This is a genomic window from Acinetobacter johnsonii CIP 64.6 (assembly GCF_000368045.1).
GTDB lineage: Bacteria > Pseudomonadota > Gammaproteobacteria > Pseudomonadales > Moraxellaceae > Acinetobacter > Acinetobacter johnsonii.
The window spans coordinates 821,362-838,378 of sequence record NZ_KB849235.1 but is presented as its reverse complement, the minus strand read 5'-3'; the positions used below and the strand labels follow the sequence as shown (position 1 = coordinate 838,378).

The 17,017-nt window shown below is 41.7% G+C and carries 18 protein-coding genes; 9 read left to right on the top strand and 9 right to left on the bottom strand.

Features of this window, described 5'->3' with window-relative positions; translation table 11 throughout:
- Positions 1–419 precede the first annotated feature (419 nt).
- On the bottom strand, positions 420–842 hold the full coding sequence (locus tag F986_RS09910; RefSeq protein WP_004694572.1) for a hypothetical protein: 423 nt from the start codon (positions 840–842) through the stop codon (positions 420–422).
- 287 nt (positions 843–1,129) lie between these two features.
- Between F986_RS09910 and F986_RS09905 the strand changes: the two genes are divergently transcribed.
- From F986_RS09905 to F986_RS18440, 4 genes are all read left to right on the top strand, one after another.
- Positions 1,130–1,408, top strand: coding sequence for a hypothetical protein (locus tag F986_RS09905; RefSeq protein ID WP_004694569.1), 279 nt, complete (start codon positions 1,130–1,132; stop codon positions 1,406–1,408).
- 163 nt (positions 1,409–1,571) lie between these two features.
- Complete coding sequence (locus tag F986_RS09900) at positions 1,572–3,278, top strand: mechanosensitive ion channel (RefSeq protein WP_004694567.1); 1,707 nt, start codon at positions 1,572–1,574, stop codon at positions 3,276–3,278.
- 61 nt (positions 3,279–3,339) lie between these two features.
- A complete protein-coding gene (locus F986_RS09895; protein WP_004694565.1) occupies positions 3,340–3,531 on the top strand; it encodes a hypothetical protein in 192 nt (63 codons plus the stop codon).
- Between the two features lie 167 nt (positions 3,532–3,698).
- Positions 3,699–3,851 carry a hypothetical protein gene (locus tag F986_RS18440; protein ID WP_004694563.1) on the top strand — a complete coding sequence of 51 codons (153 nt, stop codon included), beginning with the start codon at positions 3,699–3,701 and terminating at the stop codon, positions 3,849–3,851.
- 21 nt (positions 3,852–3,872) lie between these two features.
- Here F986_RS18440 and F986_RS09890 read toward each other — a convergent pair whose 3' ends face one another.
- From F986_RS09890 to F986_RS09870, 5 genes are all read right to left on the bottom strand, one after another.
- Positions 3,873–5,072: a BaiN/RdsA family NAD(P)/FAD-dependent oxidoreductase gene (locus F986_RS09890; RefSeq protein ID WP_004694560.1), complete on the bottom strand. Its 1,200-nt coding sequence runs from the start codon at positions 5,070–5,072 to the stop codon at positions 3,873–3,875.
- Positions 5,073–5,136: 64 nt separating this feature from the next.
- Entirely contained in the window at positions 5,137–6,006 is an 870-nt protein-coding gene (locus tag F986_RS09885; RefSeq protein WP_004694557.1) for a 1-aminocyclopropane-1-carboxylate deaminase/D-cysteine desulfhydrase, read from the bottom strand.
- A 63-nt stretch (positions 6,007–6,069) separates the two neighbouring features.
- Positions 6,070–7,230, bottom strand: coding sequence for an HlyD family secretion protein (locus F986_RS09880; protein ID WP_004694556.1), 1,161 nt, complete (start codon positions 7,228–7,230; stop codon positions 6,070–6,072).
- Positions 7,231–7,262: 32 nt separating this feature from the next.
- Positions 7,263–8,912, bottom strand: a complete 1,650-nt coding sequence (locus F986_RS09875; RefSeq protein WP_004694553.1) for an MFS transporter — start codon at positions 8,910–8,912, stop codon at positions 7,263–7,265.
- A 12-nt stretch (positions 8,913–8,924) separates the two neighbouring features.
- Positions 8,925–9,473 carry a TetR/AcrR family transcriptional regulator gene (locus tag F986_RS09870; protein ID WP_004694552.1) on the bottom strand — a complete coding sequence of 183 codons (549 nt, stop codon included), beginning with the start codon at positions 9,471–9,473 and terminating at the stop codon, positions 8,925–8,927.
- Positions 9,474–10,018: 545 nt separating this feature from the next.
- Between F986_RS09870 and F986_RS09865 the strand changes: the two genes are divergently transcribed.
- Entirely contained in the window at positions 10,019–10,222 is a 204-nt protein-coding gene (locus F986_RS09865; RefSeq protein WP_004694549.1) for an NF038215 family lipoprotein, read from the top strand.
- A gap of 207 nt (positions 10,223–10,429) precedes the next feature.
- On the opposite strand, the gene F986_RS09860 is transcribed toward F986_RS09865, so the two are convergent.
- Together F986_RS09860 and F986_RS09855 are read right to left on the bottom strand one after the other, a co-directional pair.
- The gene (locus F986_RS09860) at positions 10,430–10,885 is read right to left on the bottom strand and encodes a DIP1984 family protein (protein ID WP_004694548.1); all 456 of its coding nucleotides are present in this window, start codon (positions 10,883–10,885) and stop codon (positions 10,430–10,432) included.
- 471 nt (positions 10,886–11,356) lie between these two features.
- Complete coding sequence (locus tag F986_RS09855; protein WP_004694546.1) at positions 11,357–12,976, bottom strand: oleate hydratase; 1,620 nt, start codon at positions 12,974–12,976, stop codon at positions 11,357–11,359.
- Positions 12,977–13,421: 445 nt separating this feature from the next.
- Between F986_RS09855 and F986_RS09850 the strand changes: the two genes are divergently transcribed.
- The 4 genes from F986_RS09850 to F986_RS09835 all read left to right on the top strand — a co-directional run bounded on the left by F986_RS09850 (position 13,422) and on the right by F986_RS09835 (position 15,893).
- Positions 13,422–14,045 carry a LysE family translocator gene (locus F986_RS09850; protein ID WP_004694545.1) on the top strand — a complete coding sequence of 208 codons (624 nt, stop codon included), beginning with the start codon at positions 13,422–13,424 and terminating at the stop codon, positions 14,043–14,045.
- A gap of 111 nt (positions 14,046–14,156) precedes the next feature.
- Positions 14,157–14,828 (top strand): CsgG/HfaB family protein, encoded by a 672-nt coding sequence (locus F986_RS09845; RefSeq protein ID WP_004694543.1) that lies wholly within the window; start codon positions 14,157–14,159, stop codon positions 14,826–14,828.
- A 13-nt stretch (positions 14,829–14,841) separates the two neighbouring features.
- On the top strand, positions 14,842–15,219 hold the full coding sequence (locus F986_RS09840) for a DUF4810 domain-containing protein (protein WP_004694541.1): 378 nt from the start codon (positions 14,842–14,844) through the stop codon (positions 15,217–15,219).
- The gene (locus F986_RS09835; protein WP_004694539.1) at positions 15,216–15,893 is read left to right on the top strand and encodes a DUF799 domain-containing protein; all 678 of its coding nucleotides are present in this window, start codon (positions 15,216–15,218) and stop codon (positions 15,891–15,893) included. Before F986_RS09840 ends, F986_RS09835 begins: the two co-directional genes overlap by 4 nt.
- Before the next feature lie 108 nt (positions 15,894–16,001).
- Here F986_RS09835 and F986_RS09830 read toward each other — a convergent pair whose 3' ends face one another.
- Positions 16,002–16,976, bottom strand: a complete 975-nt coding sequence (locus F986_RS09830) for an MBL fold metallo-hydrolase (protein ID WP_004694537.1) — start codon at positions 16,974–16,976, stop codon at positions 16,002–16,004.
- Between the last annotated feature and the right edge of the window lie 41 nt (positions 16,977–17,017).

Here is a 17,017-nt window from a genome sequence, read left to right as displayed (position 1 = left end):
CTTTTGCTGCTCAAGAGGGATATTTAATATTTTGTTAATAATGCTTTAAATAAGTGCATCGCTATATTCCTCTGATATTAAAAAGAAAATTATGCATAATGCGTGCCATTTCAAGTTTTATAATTCATTTTATTAGGCTAATGTCTAATGCCACAGGGTTGGCTATGCGTTTCGTTATGGATGCATGACAGAATGGATTTTGTTCGTGTAGAACATGCTAAAACGGCAATAGCAAAGAAAAGTGCTTTATTTTGAAGATGATCCGTTTTAGGACGCAGTATATAAAGGTCAGTTAGATTCGGTTTACTGTCCTACGTTTTCCGCAGAGGATTAAAAAATAAAAGCGACTGTACGTTATGAACAAATGACGGGGCACAATCGCAAGGGGAGGAGATGAGCAGGTGTGTATCAAGAAGTGCTTAGTGCACAAACATATCCATATATTCACGGATTTCAGAAATAGCCGTTTCAATATCTGTTGTCAGCCATGTTGGCTCAAACAGTCCAATATAGTGATCTAAACGGTCTTGAGGCACAACTAAACGCACAGGACATTCTTCTTCCAGTAAGCGCCAAGGAATAATCGGTGTTTCATTGTCTAAAAAAGCTTGCACATTTCGAATGTCAATAATCATGGCATTGACACATTCAGGAAAAGGCATCACTGAAAACTCTTCAGTACGACGACGGAAAAACTCCAGATCACCCCATTTTAAAATATAACTAGGCTTAGAAAATTCAATAATACCAATAAGATGTTGGTCTCGCGTGTAGTGCAAATGACATTGGTGCGTAACATCAGTGTCTAAATCAAGCGTTACACTTTGTTGACGATATGCCATAAAGTCCAAAAACAGCTAAAACAAGGTGCATAATTATAGCGCAAATTCATTTAAAGAACGCTGTTCGCCAGACTCTTTTTGTCTATGTGTATATGAAATACTTTTTATATGACTTTTAACACTGAATTGACAGAAGAGTGACTGTTTTTAAAAATATAAAAAATAATAACTTAGATTAAAATAAAGCGTTTGTTTACTATCTCGCTATGCTTTGAAACACAATGCTACACAAGCAGTTGTTAGTATGAAAATTCGACAACTTGATAATAGACAATTGAGGGGGAGCTATGCCACATGATTTCAATAAACCGTCCCATGTGCAAACGCCAGAGGAGCGGCAGAAGAAAAAACGCGTGCCCTTGTATATATTGGCATTGGTCGGAATTTTCTTAATCGCATTATTATTTTATATGTTTGCAGATACCAAGCCAAATCCGAATGAGGCGCCTCCAGGACATCCGAATCCGAGTGCAGAGCCTGCAACACCAAATAACAGTACCACTGCAACAGCAGGTGACGAAGCGACAGCCAACGATAGCAATACGGCGACTGCAACTGACCGCTAAATGTGACTAAAGCCCTTGTAATGTACAGGGGTTTTTTCTTTAGCAGTCATCAAAAGGTATTCCATTTCTCATTCATACCTCATGGCAGACAATCACTTCAAAACTAAAATCTGTAGTTGAGCAAAGGTCGCTGTGATGTATACACAACAAGAGGGAGAACAAAATGAATGATTATGTAGGGCATCAGGGTCGATTTGATGCGATGTATTATTGGGACCAGTTTCACCCAATCCTGTCCGCAATCGCCATCCTGATCATTGGTTGGATTATTGCATTATTGATTGCAGGTGCTGTGAAAAAGGTTTTAACCAAACTCGGGACCAACCAAAAACTTTCCAATGCTACCGGCCATCGCTCAAATATTGAAAATATTATCTCTCGAGTTGTGTTTTGGCTCATCTTGATTATTGCGGTGATTGGTGCACTCAATGTTCTCAATCTCACCAGTGTAAGTGGGCCATTTAGTAGTATGGTTCAACAGTTCTTGTTGTTTATTCCACAACTACTGGCTGCTGTTGCTGTGGGTTTTATTGGCTGGATTGTGGCAAATCTGGTCAAAGTGGGTTTACAAAAAGGATTGGATCGGACTCAGTTAGATGAAAAACTCAGTCAGGATGTCGGAGTCAGTACGCTGAGTCAAAACATCAGTGAAATTGTCTATTGGCTGATTTTATTACTATTCTTACCCATTGTTTTGTCGATACTCGGTCTGACTGGGCTGCTCTTTCCGATCCAAAATATGGTCAATGAAGCCGTACTGTATCTGCCAAATATCTTTATTGCGGGTGTAATTGTTTTTGCGGGCTATATTCTGGCAAAAATTGTACGGGGCATTATTGAGGGTTTATTGAGAAGTCTAGATGTACAAAAACAGGTTGAAAAAGTAGGACTGTTTAAAAACTCAGATTTGGCCAAAGTGCTCGGATCTTTTGTTTTTGCAATCGTTATTATCACAGCGCTGATTATTGCGTTTGAAGCTTTAGGGATTGATGCAATTTCTCAACCTGCGACGGCCATGTTGTATGAAATCATGAATGCGATTCCGCACATCATTGCGGCGGCATTGATTTTAATCTTGGCCTATGTGGTGTCACGTTTTGTCGCAAGCCTTGTGGTTGAAGTCTTGTCGGGAACAGGTGTAGATGACATTCCAAACAAAGTTGGCTTGCAACGTTTCTTAGGAAACACCAAAGCATCTTGCGTCGTGGGTTATTTCATTGTGTTCTTTACCATGTTATTTGCAGTCTCTGAAGCAGCAAATCGACTCGGCTTTGAACAGATCAGTGGTTTGATTGCGATGTTTATCCAGTTTGGTGCAAACATCCTATTAGGTGCAGTCATTCTGGGCGTGGGCTTCTGGCTGGCGAACTTGGTTGCTCAGGTGATTGAGCGTGGTGAATACAACAGCTCTCGTTGGGTGGCGAACATTGTTCGTGTCTTGATCATTGGCTTGGTATTGGCGATGGGCTTACGTGCCATGGGTATCGCAGACTCCATTGTAAACTTGGCCTTTGGCTTAACGCTTGGGGCAGTTGCCATTGCATTTGCACTGGCTTTTGGTCTCGGTGGGCGTCAACCTGCGGAACGGGTTTTGACCGATTTGTTAGATAAAGCCAAAAAAGAAGGTACGCAACCGAATCCACTTTATCAGGCCAAAGCTGAAAGGACGCAACCCGCACAAGGCAAAGAAGAGCATGTCTCACTGAAAGAGCAAATGGATACGCCAACGGTTGCAGAGGAATATCAACATGCAGATGATATTCCAACTACAGCAGAGGTCGATCCTGCGCATAAACCTTTAAATAAACCTTTTGGTTCAACGGGTGAAGCTGAACAAGATATTGATGTTCACCCCAAAGATCCAGACTAAATTAATCACACTAAACACCGACCGCTGATGGCGGTTGGTGTTTTTTTATTGGAGTAAACCGATGTCAAAAAAAGCCCCAAATAAATATTTTGCCCCAATCATCATCGCGGGTATTACGGTTGGATTTTTTGTGAGTGCTTATAAATTTGTATTTGCAAAACCGAAAATCGATAGAACAACACACGCTAATGCTGCAAGAATACCGACTGCGGCAACTGAGGGACGTGATGCGGTTGAATCTGATGAAAAATAATACAAAAGTCTATAGTGTTGAATGAACTTTAATTTGGTATGTTTGATGCATGTGGAATATGGATATTTCATAAATTAGAAATACTTACATGCCTATACTTTTGTGATAGCTGCATGGACATTTCACGATTTATTTTTATAAATTGCAGTTTAAAAAGGAAAAAACAGATGATACAAATATTAAAAAAAACATTGATGACGAAACGTTCAGTGATCCAGCCGAGCCATGTCCATATTGCCATTGCGAAAATGGACTTAGCACTTGCCCGTCAGCGGAAGCAAAAGCAGTGCGTACTGCTACGCACTGATTATTTAGAATAATTTATCATTTAAGCAGATGGTTTAGACATATTCTGATGCGGCATGCGCAGATGACCATGCCCATTGGAAGTTAAAACCACCCAAATGTCCTGTCACATCCAATATTTCACCGACAAAGTACAAGCCTTTTTGCTTTTTACTTTCCATGGTTTTCGATGAAACTTCAGTGGTGTCTACACCGCCTAAAGTCACCTCAGCAGTACGGTAGCCTTCAGTTCCTGATGGTTTGACTTCAAACGCATGCAAGCGTGTTGCAATGTGCTCCAGTTTTTCATCCGACAGTTGGCCAATCGCTGTTTCAGCCAGTTCAGGCCAAATGAGGTTTTGCAGTTCAAGCACCACACTTTTAGGCAAATGTTCACCCATTAAAGTGCGAAGTAAGGCTTTGGGTTGACTGTGCTTCTTAGCTTTTAAATAGTCGTGCAAATCCACACTTGGCAGGAAGTCAATTTTGAAGCTTTGTCCGACATCCCAATAATTCGACAGTTGTAGCGAGCTTGGCCCACTGAGTCCACGATGGGTAAATAAAAGGGCCTCAGTGAAAGCGTTTAAGTCATTTGATAAAGTCGCATCGACCGCGTTGCCACTTAGGCGAGTGGTCACTTCTTTAAAGCTATCTGAAAAGGTAAAAGGCACCAAACCTGCGCGAGTTGGATATACATGGTGACCAAATTGCTTTGCAATTTCATAGCCAATGCCTGAACCGCCTAAGGTCGGAATAGATAAACCACCCGACGCAATGACTACAGATTCGGCTTCAAAATAACCCAGTGTCGTAGCAATTTGAAAACCTTGCTCATCGAGTGCGGTGATGGCTTTCACTTCACAGTTGGTTTTAATGTCGACCAAACCTGTTTTTTCACACTCGCTCAATAGCATGGCTAAAATTTCTTTGGCACCTTTTAGGGTGAACAGCTGACCGTGTTTACGCTCTTCATATTCAATGCCGTACTCACAAACCATTCCAATAAAGTCCCAATTGGTATAGCGAGTGAGGGCTGAAATCACAAAGTGTGGATTATGTGAAATAAAGTTGCTTGGTTCGACATAGAGGTTGGTGAAGTTACATTTACCCCCACCTGACATGAGAATTTTTTTGCCGACTTTATTGGCTTTTTCTACCACCACCACTTTACGTCCACGTTGAGCTGCCATATAGGCTGTCATTAAGCCAGATGCACCTGCACCTAAAACTAAGACATCATATTGATTTGTGGACATGACACACTCACGGGAAAATAAAGCAGGGCATTATAGACCATCTTTTTTGCTTTTTCAGGACTATCTAAAGTGCGGCTAAACGGCCTTGTAGCCCACCAGAATGAATCACCAAAATACGATGATCTTTGGGGAATGAACCTTGTTGAATTAAATCGCTTAAGCCCAACAGCATTTTGCCTGTGTAAATCTGTTCCAGTGGAATCTGATAGCACTGTTCAAAGTCTTGAATAAATTGCAGTAATTCAGGCGTGGTTTTTGCATAGCCCCCACAACAATATTGATCGGTAATTTGCCAATTTCGTTTTTCAGTCAGTTGCTGTAGTTCTCGACTCAAAAAATCACCTTTGAGCGCGGAGAAGCCCAAAACGTACTGCTGTGGATGACTGGCTTCAATCAGACCCGCAATGGTGCCACCCGTCCCTACGGCACAACAAATCAGATCGAAATTTTCTCGATCCGCATCAGAGAGAATTTCTGTGCAGCCTTGAATGGCAAGGGGATTGGTTCCCCCTTCGGGAATCACATAATAATCAGGATAATCTTGTTGTAACTGTGCTAAGTATGCTGGGCTTTGCTTTTGACGATAGGCTTCACGGGACACAAACTGCAATTGCATGCCGAATTGCTGTGCTGTATTTAAAGTTGTATTCAGGGGTTTACAGGCCAGTTCTTCGCCTCGAATAATGCCTAGACTCTCAAAACCAAATAACTGCGCTGCATAGGCCGTGGCGGCAATATGATTGGAATAGGCACCGCCAAAAGTCAGCAGTTTTTTATAGCCTTGTTGCTGCGCCGACAATAGATTGTATTTCAGTTTAAAAAATTTATTGCCTGAAATGTGTGGATGGACCAAGTCTAAACGTTTGATGCTGATCTCAAATCCTTCGACAGTAATTTGCTGATAGGGAATGGTTTGGGCAATTTGGTCAAACATAGAATTTTTATCAACTCGGCTTAGAGCATAGTGTAAATGAAAATGAATTTCTTCTGCACAAGATTAATGTTGTGCAGATTGGGTATCGACCGAACTAATTACGGACATGCCTGGACGTAGGTTTTCAATGCCCGTTTGATTCGGATCAATTGCAATCCGTACCGCAATGCGTTGTACCACTTTGGTAAAGTTACCTGTCGCATTATCAGCTTTAAGTACACTGAACTCTGAACCCGCCGCTGGGGAAATTTGCTCGACATGGCCTGTAAATTTCTGATGATTGAGGGCATCCACGGTGAACCATGCTTTTTGTCCAATTTTCATATTGGCAATTTGAGTCTCTTTAAAGTTAGCCGTGACCCAAGTTTGCTGCGGAATCAGATAGAGCAACTGTGTGCCTGCTGCTACATATTGTCCCACACGTGGATTGACTTCACCCAGTTGTCCATCCATCGGGGCGATAATACTGCTGTAATTTTTGGTGGTTTTGGCTTGATCCAGCTGCGCAGCGGCATTGGTCACTTGTGCTTTAAGTCCTGTTTCAGCCACTTGCGCGGTTTTGAGCGCTTCTTTCGCCACCAATACATTGGCCTGTGCTTGTTGCAGTAGAGCTAAATTATTTTGGGTATCGGCAAAGGCTTTGTCTTGTTCCGATTTAGACGCTGCGCCAGAGTCTCCTAACTGTTGATAGCGCTGCTGTTGTGCCAATGACAGTTGGTACGCTGCTCGCGCTTGTTCGACCTTAGCTTCTGCCGCCACAATATCGGCTTTACGCTGTGCAATATTTTGGCTTTGATTGGACAGTGCATTCTGCGCCTGATCCACCCCAGCTTCTGCTTGAGTCACTTTTTGGTCATAAGTCGTGGCATCAATATGCATCAACACCTGTCCTTTTTTGACATGATCAAAATCACTGACCAACACATCTTTGACATAGCCATTAATTTGCGAAGAAAGCACTGTAGTTTTGCCTTTGACATAGCTGTTGTCTGTTGACTCAACAGCACTGTCAAAGGGCCCAATTTTCCATGCCCATAAAATGATGCCAATACCGATGATCAGCACAATAAACATCAAGATCAGCGTACGTTTCGCTGTTGGAATTAGTTTACTCGAAGGCGGCGTAATCGGTGTTGCTGCTGCCACGGGCTGTTCAGGCTGAGAGGCATCTTCAGAAGTTGCAGTTGTTTCAGCGGGAGCTATTGGTTTTTGATCTTCAGACATAACAATTTCTCAATAAATAGGGAGCAGTAGTATTAGGCAGGACCGATTTTCGCTTGTTGTCGCAGTTGATATTGATTTCGTGCAATCAGGAATGCCCCCCACAACAACAGCAACATGGCAACGACACCATTGAAGCTAATCACATCGTTATAGGCACGCACTTGAGCTTCTCGAGTCACCACTTGATTGAGATTTTTTAAGGCTTGTTGTTGCTCTAACTGCTGATCCAGCGTGTAAGTATGCGAACTTTGTTGATACGCTAAAAGACGCTGTGCAATCAATGGATTGGTTTCGGGAAGTTGTTGAATCATCTCAGCACGATAGTTTTGGGTTCGGACTTGTTGATAGGTGGAGTAAAACGATGAACCGACTAAGCCACCAAATGTTTGAGTCGCTGAAAATAAAACAATAAACGTGACAATATGGGTGGGGCCTTTTTGCATGGCGCTTAAGATACCCGTGATCAAGAGTGGACCAATAAACACACCACTGGCAAAGCCCACCAAAAACTGACTGCCGTAGAAGTTGGAAGGGCGAATATCGCTGGTAAGGTGAAAATCTAGTCCGCAAGCAATCAACACCAAAGCTTCTGCTAATAGTAAGTGCCAAATAATCCGTTCACGTGAAAAAGTGATGGCACTAAATAAGGTACCAGACACGATGCCTAAAAAGATCACCACATAGAGCGGCACAAATTGATCGGGGCCCATGCCCATAGTTTTGAGAAAACTCACGGCAGCATAACTTTGCTCCGACATTAAGAAGCGAATGGCAAAGGCACCAATGATAAAACGAAGCGTGGATGATGTCCCCAGCCAACGCGTCATAATCAGCGGATTGACCCGATAATGCTCGTAGACCAAACCAATGACAATTAGGCTGAACCCTGCAATGAGCAAATAGGCTAACCATTTCACTTCAAACCACCACAAGATAGGCCCTTGGGTCAGCACAATACACAAAAAAGCAAAACCAGGCGCAAGCAGGGCAAAGGTGAAGAAGTCTTGCTTTTCAAAAACAGCAATTCTTAAACTACGGGGGAGCTTAAGAGACACCACCATTGCGAAACAGCACAGCGCTAAACCAATTTCAAAGGTATACAGGACATTCCAGTTATTCACGTCAATGAGATACGGAGAAATGATCCATGCCAAAGGAATACCGAGCTGCTGAAAGCCTAAAGCCAAATAAATACTGCGACCAAAATTTTCCCGCTTAAAGGCCTGCATAATGTAATACATGCCCAAAGAGCTAAGTGGTGCTGCAACCATGCCGCTAATAAAACGTACCAATACCGCCATTTCAAAGGTATGCACAAAGACGTGTAGAACCAAAACCACAATAAAAATCAGTAGGCCAATTTCAGAAAATAGACGTAGACCGTATTGCTGGCGGGCTTTAAACAGAATCAGGTTCGCACTGACATTGGCCATGACATAGGCCGCAGGAATCAATGCCACCTCAGAGGGTGTTAGTCCATATTCGCCCTGAATTAAGGGCAAATTGGCGGTAATAAAACCATTACTGAGACTTGCAGACAGTGCGACAAACAAACCAATAAAAAAATACACGAAGCGCTTAGGCGTGGAGTGCGCAATCACGGCAGGAGAGCCGGGCAAGGTTGGTTTTTCTTCAGCTGTCCAGTTTGGCGCGGGTTCGAGTAAACGCGGTGGCTGTGTCATGAGTGGTGACCTTTATGCCCGAATACCATTGAGTAAGAGCTCAATCGCACGCTGTGCAAGTTGTTGTTGCTCTATATCGGTCAACCCTTGAAATGAAGTCCTTAAAATGGCCGTAATCATGGCGTAATCTTGGGTAGTCAAATCGGGGCGGCATACGCCGTGCTGAATAGCTTGATCAATCAAAGGCTGTAAAATCGCATCGCGGCGCGCGTAGATATCGACCATGACGGGATCATCACGCTCAATCACCCGCCAATATTCCATCAGTGCAGTTAAATACGGTAAGTTATAGACATGGTTTTCAATTAAACGAATAAAACCATCGTCATACTGAGAAAACGCTTCAGCACGAACTGCAAGACGTTCCAAAGCTTGCTCCATGAGTGCAATCACTAAGGCACGACGGTCATCAAAATTACGATAAAAAGTCGCCCGTCCGACATTGGCTGCGTTAATCACCTGTTGTAAGGGCGCATTTATCCCGTGTGTACGAAAAACCTGAACTGCGGCTTCCAGCAATTCCTCACGGTTTTGTGCAGCACGCTGTTGCCTACTGGTCATGGTGATTATTTCATTTGATTTGGGGGTGCTATTATTTAACGGACAAAAGTGTCCGTTGTAAATATTCAATCCTGTAAGATTTTGTAAACCCCTTTGTCTTTTTCTAATTTAATCTAATTTCGATAAGAAATATGCGACTCGGAAACGTCATCTGCAACCTGCATGGTGTAAATAAGATAATGTTTATTCGTTATATTTGAATAAATCCAAGAAATGAACAGGTTTTGCAGATGACAATGGTTTTGCCTACTTTTGTCGAAACAAAAGTAGGGCGAGCCGCAGGCTGATGAAGAAATTGAATAAAACAAGATAAGACTCCGCCAAGATAGTTTTTTCAATACGTCGGATAAATATTTAAATCGAATTTTGGTTAACTTAAATCATTTATACTATTGTTTTATCTACGAATAGTTGATATTTCTTTTAATAAAGAAAATATGCAGAGAACCATCATGTAGATGGATAAGAGTTGTAACAAAGTCGATAGGATTGGAAAAATAAAAGTGCTATGCTGAAAGAACAATAATGATAAATGAGGGGATATGATGAAAACTTTATCTACCCTAGTATTGGTTTTATTGCTCACTCAACTGACCGCGTGTGATGCAAAAAAGGATTTGAATCAGCCTAGAACTGAGGCTCGTACCATGATTATTGGTGGTGTTCCTGTGCATGATCGTGACTATAAACTTCCATCACAAGAAATGGCTTTTAATCAGAAAACGCCTACACAGGCTGATACGTACTAATAGGTGAAAATAGGGAGGCATATTGTCAGTACATGGTGGTGCAAGGTGCGATGTACAGTATAAAAGATGCATTGTGCTACGTCAGATTTGTAAAAATGTGAAGTAGACGTCTTACTTCCTGCAAATGTTTGTTGAATTAAAGCCTTACAAACGTATAAAAGGCCTTGTACTCGCCCAATATGCCCAAACTGTTATGGCTCAACTTGGCTAGATCAGTTCGATTTGCCAATTTGAAGCTTGAATCTCTAAGTTATTTTGCCTGAGTTGCTGGCTAATTGCATCGGCTTGTTTTTGCAAGTCTGCAACCGTAATGGTTTTAACCCAGCGAATTTCACTGGAACTATAACGACCATTTTCACGTCGTGAACTGTCGATGGCCTGTTGAATAATACGATGCTGTTGTGTGAGTAAATCACGTGTGTTTAAAACACTGAGCATGGATTGACCCGTACTGGTTTTAGCTTGAGCATTGGTCGCATGAATTTTTTCAATCAGATGATGTAATTCTGTATTCACACTAAAGGCCTCACCCATCAGCGCATTGGGGTCTTCACTCAGTTCATCGCCTTCTTGGATTAGCACATTATTGTTGATGCGTTGTTGTAAAGAGGTGAGTTTGGTTTGTAAATCACTACGCAATAAAAGTGCTTCTGCTAGTTTCATAGATTTGTTTTTAAAGTTTTAGATGAGTCTTATGCTGCATCTGTACAGTCAAAGCTTCAAGTGAGTTTTGTAATTTTTATGAAATCTAAAATCATGAGAAAACGATAGAAAAGCACTTAGTCAGTTTCGGTATTTTATTTAAAACGTGGAGGTGTTTTTCCTATGTTGATTAGTCAATTTATTTACTAATGAGGTATAAAGTTTTATCTAATTTTTCTTTTTATCCAATTTAAAATTAGGTGCGTACACGGCCTCAACATTTCAATAAAGTACAAAAGGTGTTTGCGTAGGCAATAACCTTACTTTTGATAGGCCAAAAGTAAGCAAAAGCCTTTGTTACCCATACATAACATCCCTGTTATGATGGATAACGTGTGGCATCCCTGCCACACTCGCGTATCCAAACGTTGCTTAAATTAAACTATGTAATAGTAGCGACATAAAGGTGCTCTTATCACTATTATTAAAAGCTTAGTGGAACACGGTTTCCAAAGCTTTCAAACCGACCTTTGGATCAAGCAGACCATTGTAAATTTCAGGGATTTCACGTTCGACCCCAAAGAATTCATAAATGGCAAGCATCGCTCCACGAACTGAATATTCCACAGTAAAGACCACGTCATCTTCAATTTCCACAAACTGTCCAAGGAAGGCAAAGTTTTGTGAGCCTTGTGGAATTACCTGTGGACGATCCCCCGGCTTACGGCAGGCGAATAGGGCAGAGGCATATGGCATCATGGCAGTGGTTACATTGGTGGTTGCCAAAACATGATCTAAAATGTCGTCAAAACCGAGCTGTTTAATCAGTTCTATCAGGATTTCTTGCCCAGTGGTTTCGGACATTGGTTTCTTGATGTAATCGCCCATATGATCAATTTGGAAACCGTAGCCCCATAAGGTATACAGGCCTTCAGGTAAGTCGGCAAAGTGTGGCTGTGCAGGAACCACGATGGATAAATGCCAACCCGACTCATACCAAGTCATCAGTGCGCCTGTACCTGGCTCATTGCCTGTATAGTCAATAATACGTTTAAGCAGCACGTCATCTTTCATGGTCAGGGTGAAAGACTCCCACTTATGTTCATCGATATTGCCATAAAAAGTCATTGGACGGCCAAAGTCTGGGGCTTTTTGTGCTAGCGTTTCCCAAAGTGTCCAGCCATGATCTTCTCGATTACGAACGAGGGCAGGCACGTCATGATTGCCACCATAACGTGAGTCTGCGGTAATAGAGCCTAAAGTGAAAATGGCTAAATCATTGGCTTTCAGATTAATTTGCTCTGAGCCTTCAGGCAATTGTACATATAGTCGCGAGGTATGGCGTTCTTGGGTTTCAGCATTGGTAATGAAATCCGCATCTGTGACATAGTGTCCAAAACGCACATCGACGCCTTGTGCGACTAGCCAACGCTGTAGGGGCAGAATCATCGAATCATATTGGTTGTACTTGGTCCGTTTCACACCCGCTAAGGTATGAATGCGTGGCAATTCTTGAATAAAACGCAAGAAATAGCGTCTTAACTCTGCTGCACTGTGCCATTTTTGAAAAGCGAAAGTCGTGCGCCACATGCGCCAGAAATTGGTTTCAAAAAAGGCTTCATCAAAAAACTCATCAATGCGGCGACTGCCAATTTTTTCTTCTTTTGAAGCCAATAGGCGCAGCATCTGCGCACGATGTAGTGTATTCAGACCAAGCTTTGCCGCATCCGCAATGACATGTTCGGCATCAATCAAACGTGCATTGGCGTGGGTTTTCACTTGTTCATTAAACTCACGACATTCTTCACGTACCGAAACGTTTGGATTTTCCAAAGATGGAATACTGGAAAATAAATCCCATAGGCACAAATAAGTTTCATCGGTCAGCATTCGCCCACCACGTGTTACCCAAGCTTGCGCGGCATGTGGAGTATGTCCACCATCCATTGAGCCACCTGAAATATCGAGTTCTTCTAAAATATGGATATTTTTGGCAGGGACTTTGGCATCACGGATCGCAAATGCAGCAGCAGCCATACCTGCGATACCACCACCAATGATCCAAAGATGGGATTGTTGCGCGTCTAATGGGGTGCGCTTCTTATTTTGCATGGTTCACCTGTAATTATGATGTTAAAAATTATGAAGTTAAAAAATGTGGTTTTTAGAAATAAAACCTTATAAATAGTAAGTCTTTTTATATATGAAAAATGTATGAAAAGGGAAGCAATTCCCTCATTATATTTTGTAATCAAAAATAAGAACATGATGGCTATTTTTAATACACATTTGTCTTTTTATTAAAATTGAATATGATCTAAATAACTGATGTTGAAGTTTATTCTTGAGTAATTGCTCTATTGTTGTTTTCACTATGGCCTATGCCGAATTTACTTAAAAATAGGCTTTTTATTTATCATTAAAAAATATAATGGGTGTACAAGCTGTGGCTTGATTACGATATAAATGTGAAAAATAACTGATAAAGTGAATATCGTAAAAACTTTGTTTAGCGTAAAATCGCAGCTGATAAATTCTCTCAATTTAGAGGTCACTCTTGGAATCATTTTGGATTTTGGGCTCCATTGCCTTTGCATTAATGTTAGGCGCAATGAGCCCTGGACCGACGTCGATTTATGTAGCAAAAAATTCGATTGCGATTTCTCGAAAGCATGGCCTCTTTACCGCACTGGGGACAGGAACAGGCGCAGCTGTTTTTGGTCTGTTGGCTGTACTTGGTTTACAAGCCTTTTTGTTGGCTGTGCCGTCAGCGTATTTGGCCTTAAAAATTTGTGGTGGGTTCTATTTGCTTTGGCTCGCGTTTAAAATTATTAAACATGCCAAAGAGCCGATTGAGGCAGATCATTCCAGCTCAAAAGCAATGACTTTACGCCGTGCCTTTATGACTGGCTTAATTACCCAGCTGTCCAACCCTAAAATTGCGATTGTTCTAGCCAGTATTTTTACTGCACTTTTACCCAAAGAAATCCCAACTTATTACTATTTTGTACTACCTATCCTATGTTTCTTTATTGATGCGGGTTGGTGTTCGTTGGTTGCAGTGGCATTGTCTGCTGAAAAGCCGCGCCGTGTGTATTTGAAGTTTAAAGCCGTATTTGACCGCGCAGCAGGGGCAGTGATGACAGTGTTAGGTTTGAAACTTATTTTTGGAATGAAGTGATAAGTTTCAAAACAACAAAACTGGATTTTGTATAGGTAACTAAAAGCTAAATGGTTATAATCCCTTTGATTTTTTTAATGATTTTTAAATTAAAGATTTGAGGGATAAATTTTGAATAAATCTATATTTTTGGCCGTTTTGAGTGGCTTAGCATTATCTGCATGTTCAACAACAGAAACATCAAAAACAATTCAATCACCGCAAGTAACTGCGGCAGTGGCGACAGTTAAATACGCTGGCGCTAAAACGCCTGTTTCTGTAGGAAAATTTGACAACCGCTCAAGCTACATGCGTGGCATTTTTTCAGACAATATTGACCGCTTAGGTGGTCAGGCGAAAACTATTTTAGAAACGCATTTACAGCAATCGGGCTATTTCTCTGTCCTAAACCGTGACAACCTTGCTGAATTAAAACAAGAAGCAGGCTTTACTAAATCATCTCAATCCATTAAAGGCGCACGTTATGTATTAACGGGCGACGTGTCTGAATTTGGCCGTAAAGAAGTTGGTGATCACCAGCTATTTGGCATATTGGGCCGTGGTAAAACCCAAATTGCTTATGCCAAAGTGAACTTAAATATTGTCGATGTAAAAACAGCAGAAATTGTTCACTCTGTGCAAGGTGCAGGCGAGTATGCACTCAGTGAACGTGAAATTTTAGGTTTTGGTTCTACTGCTTCTTATGACTCAACTTTAAACGGTAAAGTTCTAGATTTGGCTGTGCGTGAAGCGGTTAATAATTTGGTGTTGGATATTCAAACCAATAAGTGGTCTGCGCAGTAACTGGTTTGAATCAATGAAAAAAATCGTATTGGTTTTAGGTGTGATCTGCACCATGACTTTGGTGGGCTGTGTTTCAGCGCCAAAATCGTTATACAGCTGGGGCGAATACCCGCAGCAAACCTATTTGATGTTGAGTCTGCCAGAAAAGACTTCTCCACAAGAACAGATTGGCAAACTTGAAAAAGATATTGAAAAAGCCAAAGCCAAAAATGCAGCAGTGCCTCCGGGCTTGTATGCGCATTTGGGTTTATTGAATTTAAATATCAATAATGGGCCACGTGCTGTTCAGTATTTTGAGCTTGAACGCCAAACTTACCCAGAGTCGACAGTATTAATGGATCGTCTTTTGAAAAAAATGACGGCTCAGTCTGCGGTAGGGAGTGTGAAGTGAAAAATTTCAAAAAACTATGCATACTTGGCCTTGCTGTGACACTCTTCACAGGTTGTGCTACGACACCAAAAAGCAATCGTGACTTATCTGCATATCATGCCAATATGCCAAAATCCATTTTGGTATTGCCGCCTGTAAATGAGTCACCCGATACACGGGCAACCTATGGGTATTGGTCTACTGTGACTTTACCTGTAGCAGAAGCGGGCTATTATGTGTTCCCCATTTCTGTGGTCGATACGCTATTTAAAGAAAACGGCGTAACCAACGGCTATGATGCGCAGCAAATTCCAATTCAGAAACTCAATGAAATTTTTGGAGCGGATGCCGCACTGTATGTCAAAGTTAAAGAATATGGTTCTAAGTATCAGGTGATTCAATCCGTTTCGACCGTTGCGGTCGAGGCAAAATTGGTGGATTTAAAAACTGGAGCATTATTATGGGAAGGTCAGGAAAAAATCCAACAAGCCAATAATAATAGCAACGCGGGTCTGGTCGGGATGTTAGTCGGTGCTTTGATTGACCAAATTTCCAATCACCTATCGGACAAAGCCTATGTGCTGTCTAACAGTGTGAGTACGCAGTTGTATGCTCCACAGTTGATGCAGCAAAAAGGGTTGCTATATGGACCTCGCTCTCCGCATTTTGTACAAAACTCGATGAGTCCACAGTAGTAAAAAAATCCCCTCAAATGAGGGGATTTTTTATGATTTAACAAACTTCTATTTGTTTTGAAGAGACTTTTAACTCTCAGCCCAAAGAAGAGGTAATTTTCGTATAAATTAATCCTTAAAATGCACAGGAATCCATTGATAGCTTTTCCCATCTGCTGAATAGATATGTCCAATAGCAGGGAATGGCAAGTGTGGTGCTGCAATGGTTTGCCCGCCTTTTGCATATTCAGCAAATTGCTTTAAGCGGGTTTGAACTGCTTTTTTCGGATCGATATCATAATCGATTGCGGTTTCTGGCTTGTCGAATTGCACAGTATGAGAGTGCACAATGTCACCAATAAAGATCACCGTTTCGTCTTTGGTTTTCAGCTCATAGCTAAAATGTCCCGGCGTATGCCCCGCGGTATTAATGACTTTAAAACCCTGAACTTGATCACCCAATTGATACGTTTTGAAGCGGTTTTTGGCTTGATAGGGTGCAATGGCTTGTTTAATTTTTTCAACAGTTCCTAAGTAGCCTGCTTGCTTTTCTTTCGGGAGCTTTTCGACCTGTTTCGGGTTTAGCCAATAGTTTGCTTCATCGTTCGAAACATAAACCGTTGCATTTGGAAAGTTTGCCACGCCATTTTGACTAATGCCACAGACATGGTCTGGGTGCAGGTGCGTCAGTAAGATGGTATCGACTTGCTTTGGTTGATAGCCTGATGCTTTTAAGTTGCTTAACACTGAACCTAAATGTGCGCCAAAACAGCTCGCAGCACCACTATCCACCAAAACCAGTGAATGACCTGTATTCACGAGGAAGGCATTGACAGAGGTTTGAACGCCTTTGGCTTGGTCGGCAGCGTATTTCTTTAATATTTCATGCACATCTTTTTCTGGAATGTTTTGAAAGAGTTTAGGCGACATGAAATTGGTGCCATCGAGCAGGGCCGTGATTTGTACATCACCCGCTTGGTATTGATAATAGCCAGCGACTTGTTTTTGTTGGGGGATGGGGGCAGGTGGGGAAAGGGCGAAGGTTGATGAAAATGCAGTAGCTAATAAGCCTAGAACGGTGAGTTTAGATTTCAATTTTTTCATAGGAATTCTTATAGATTTGATAGTGATATGTTTGTTCTAGC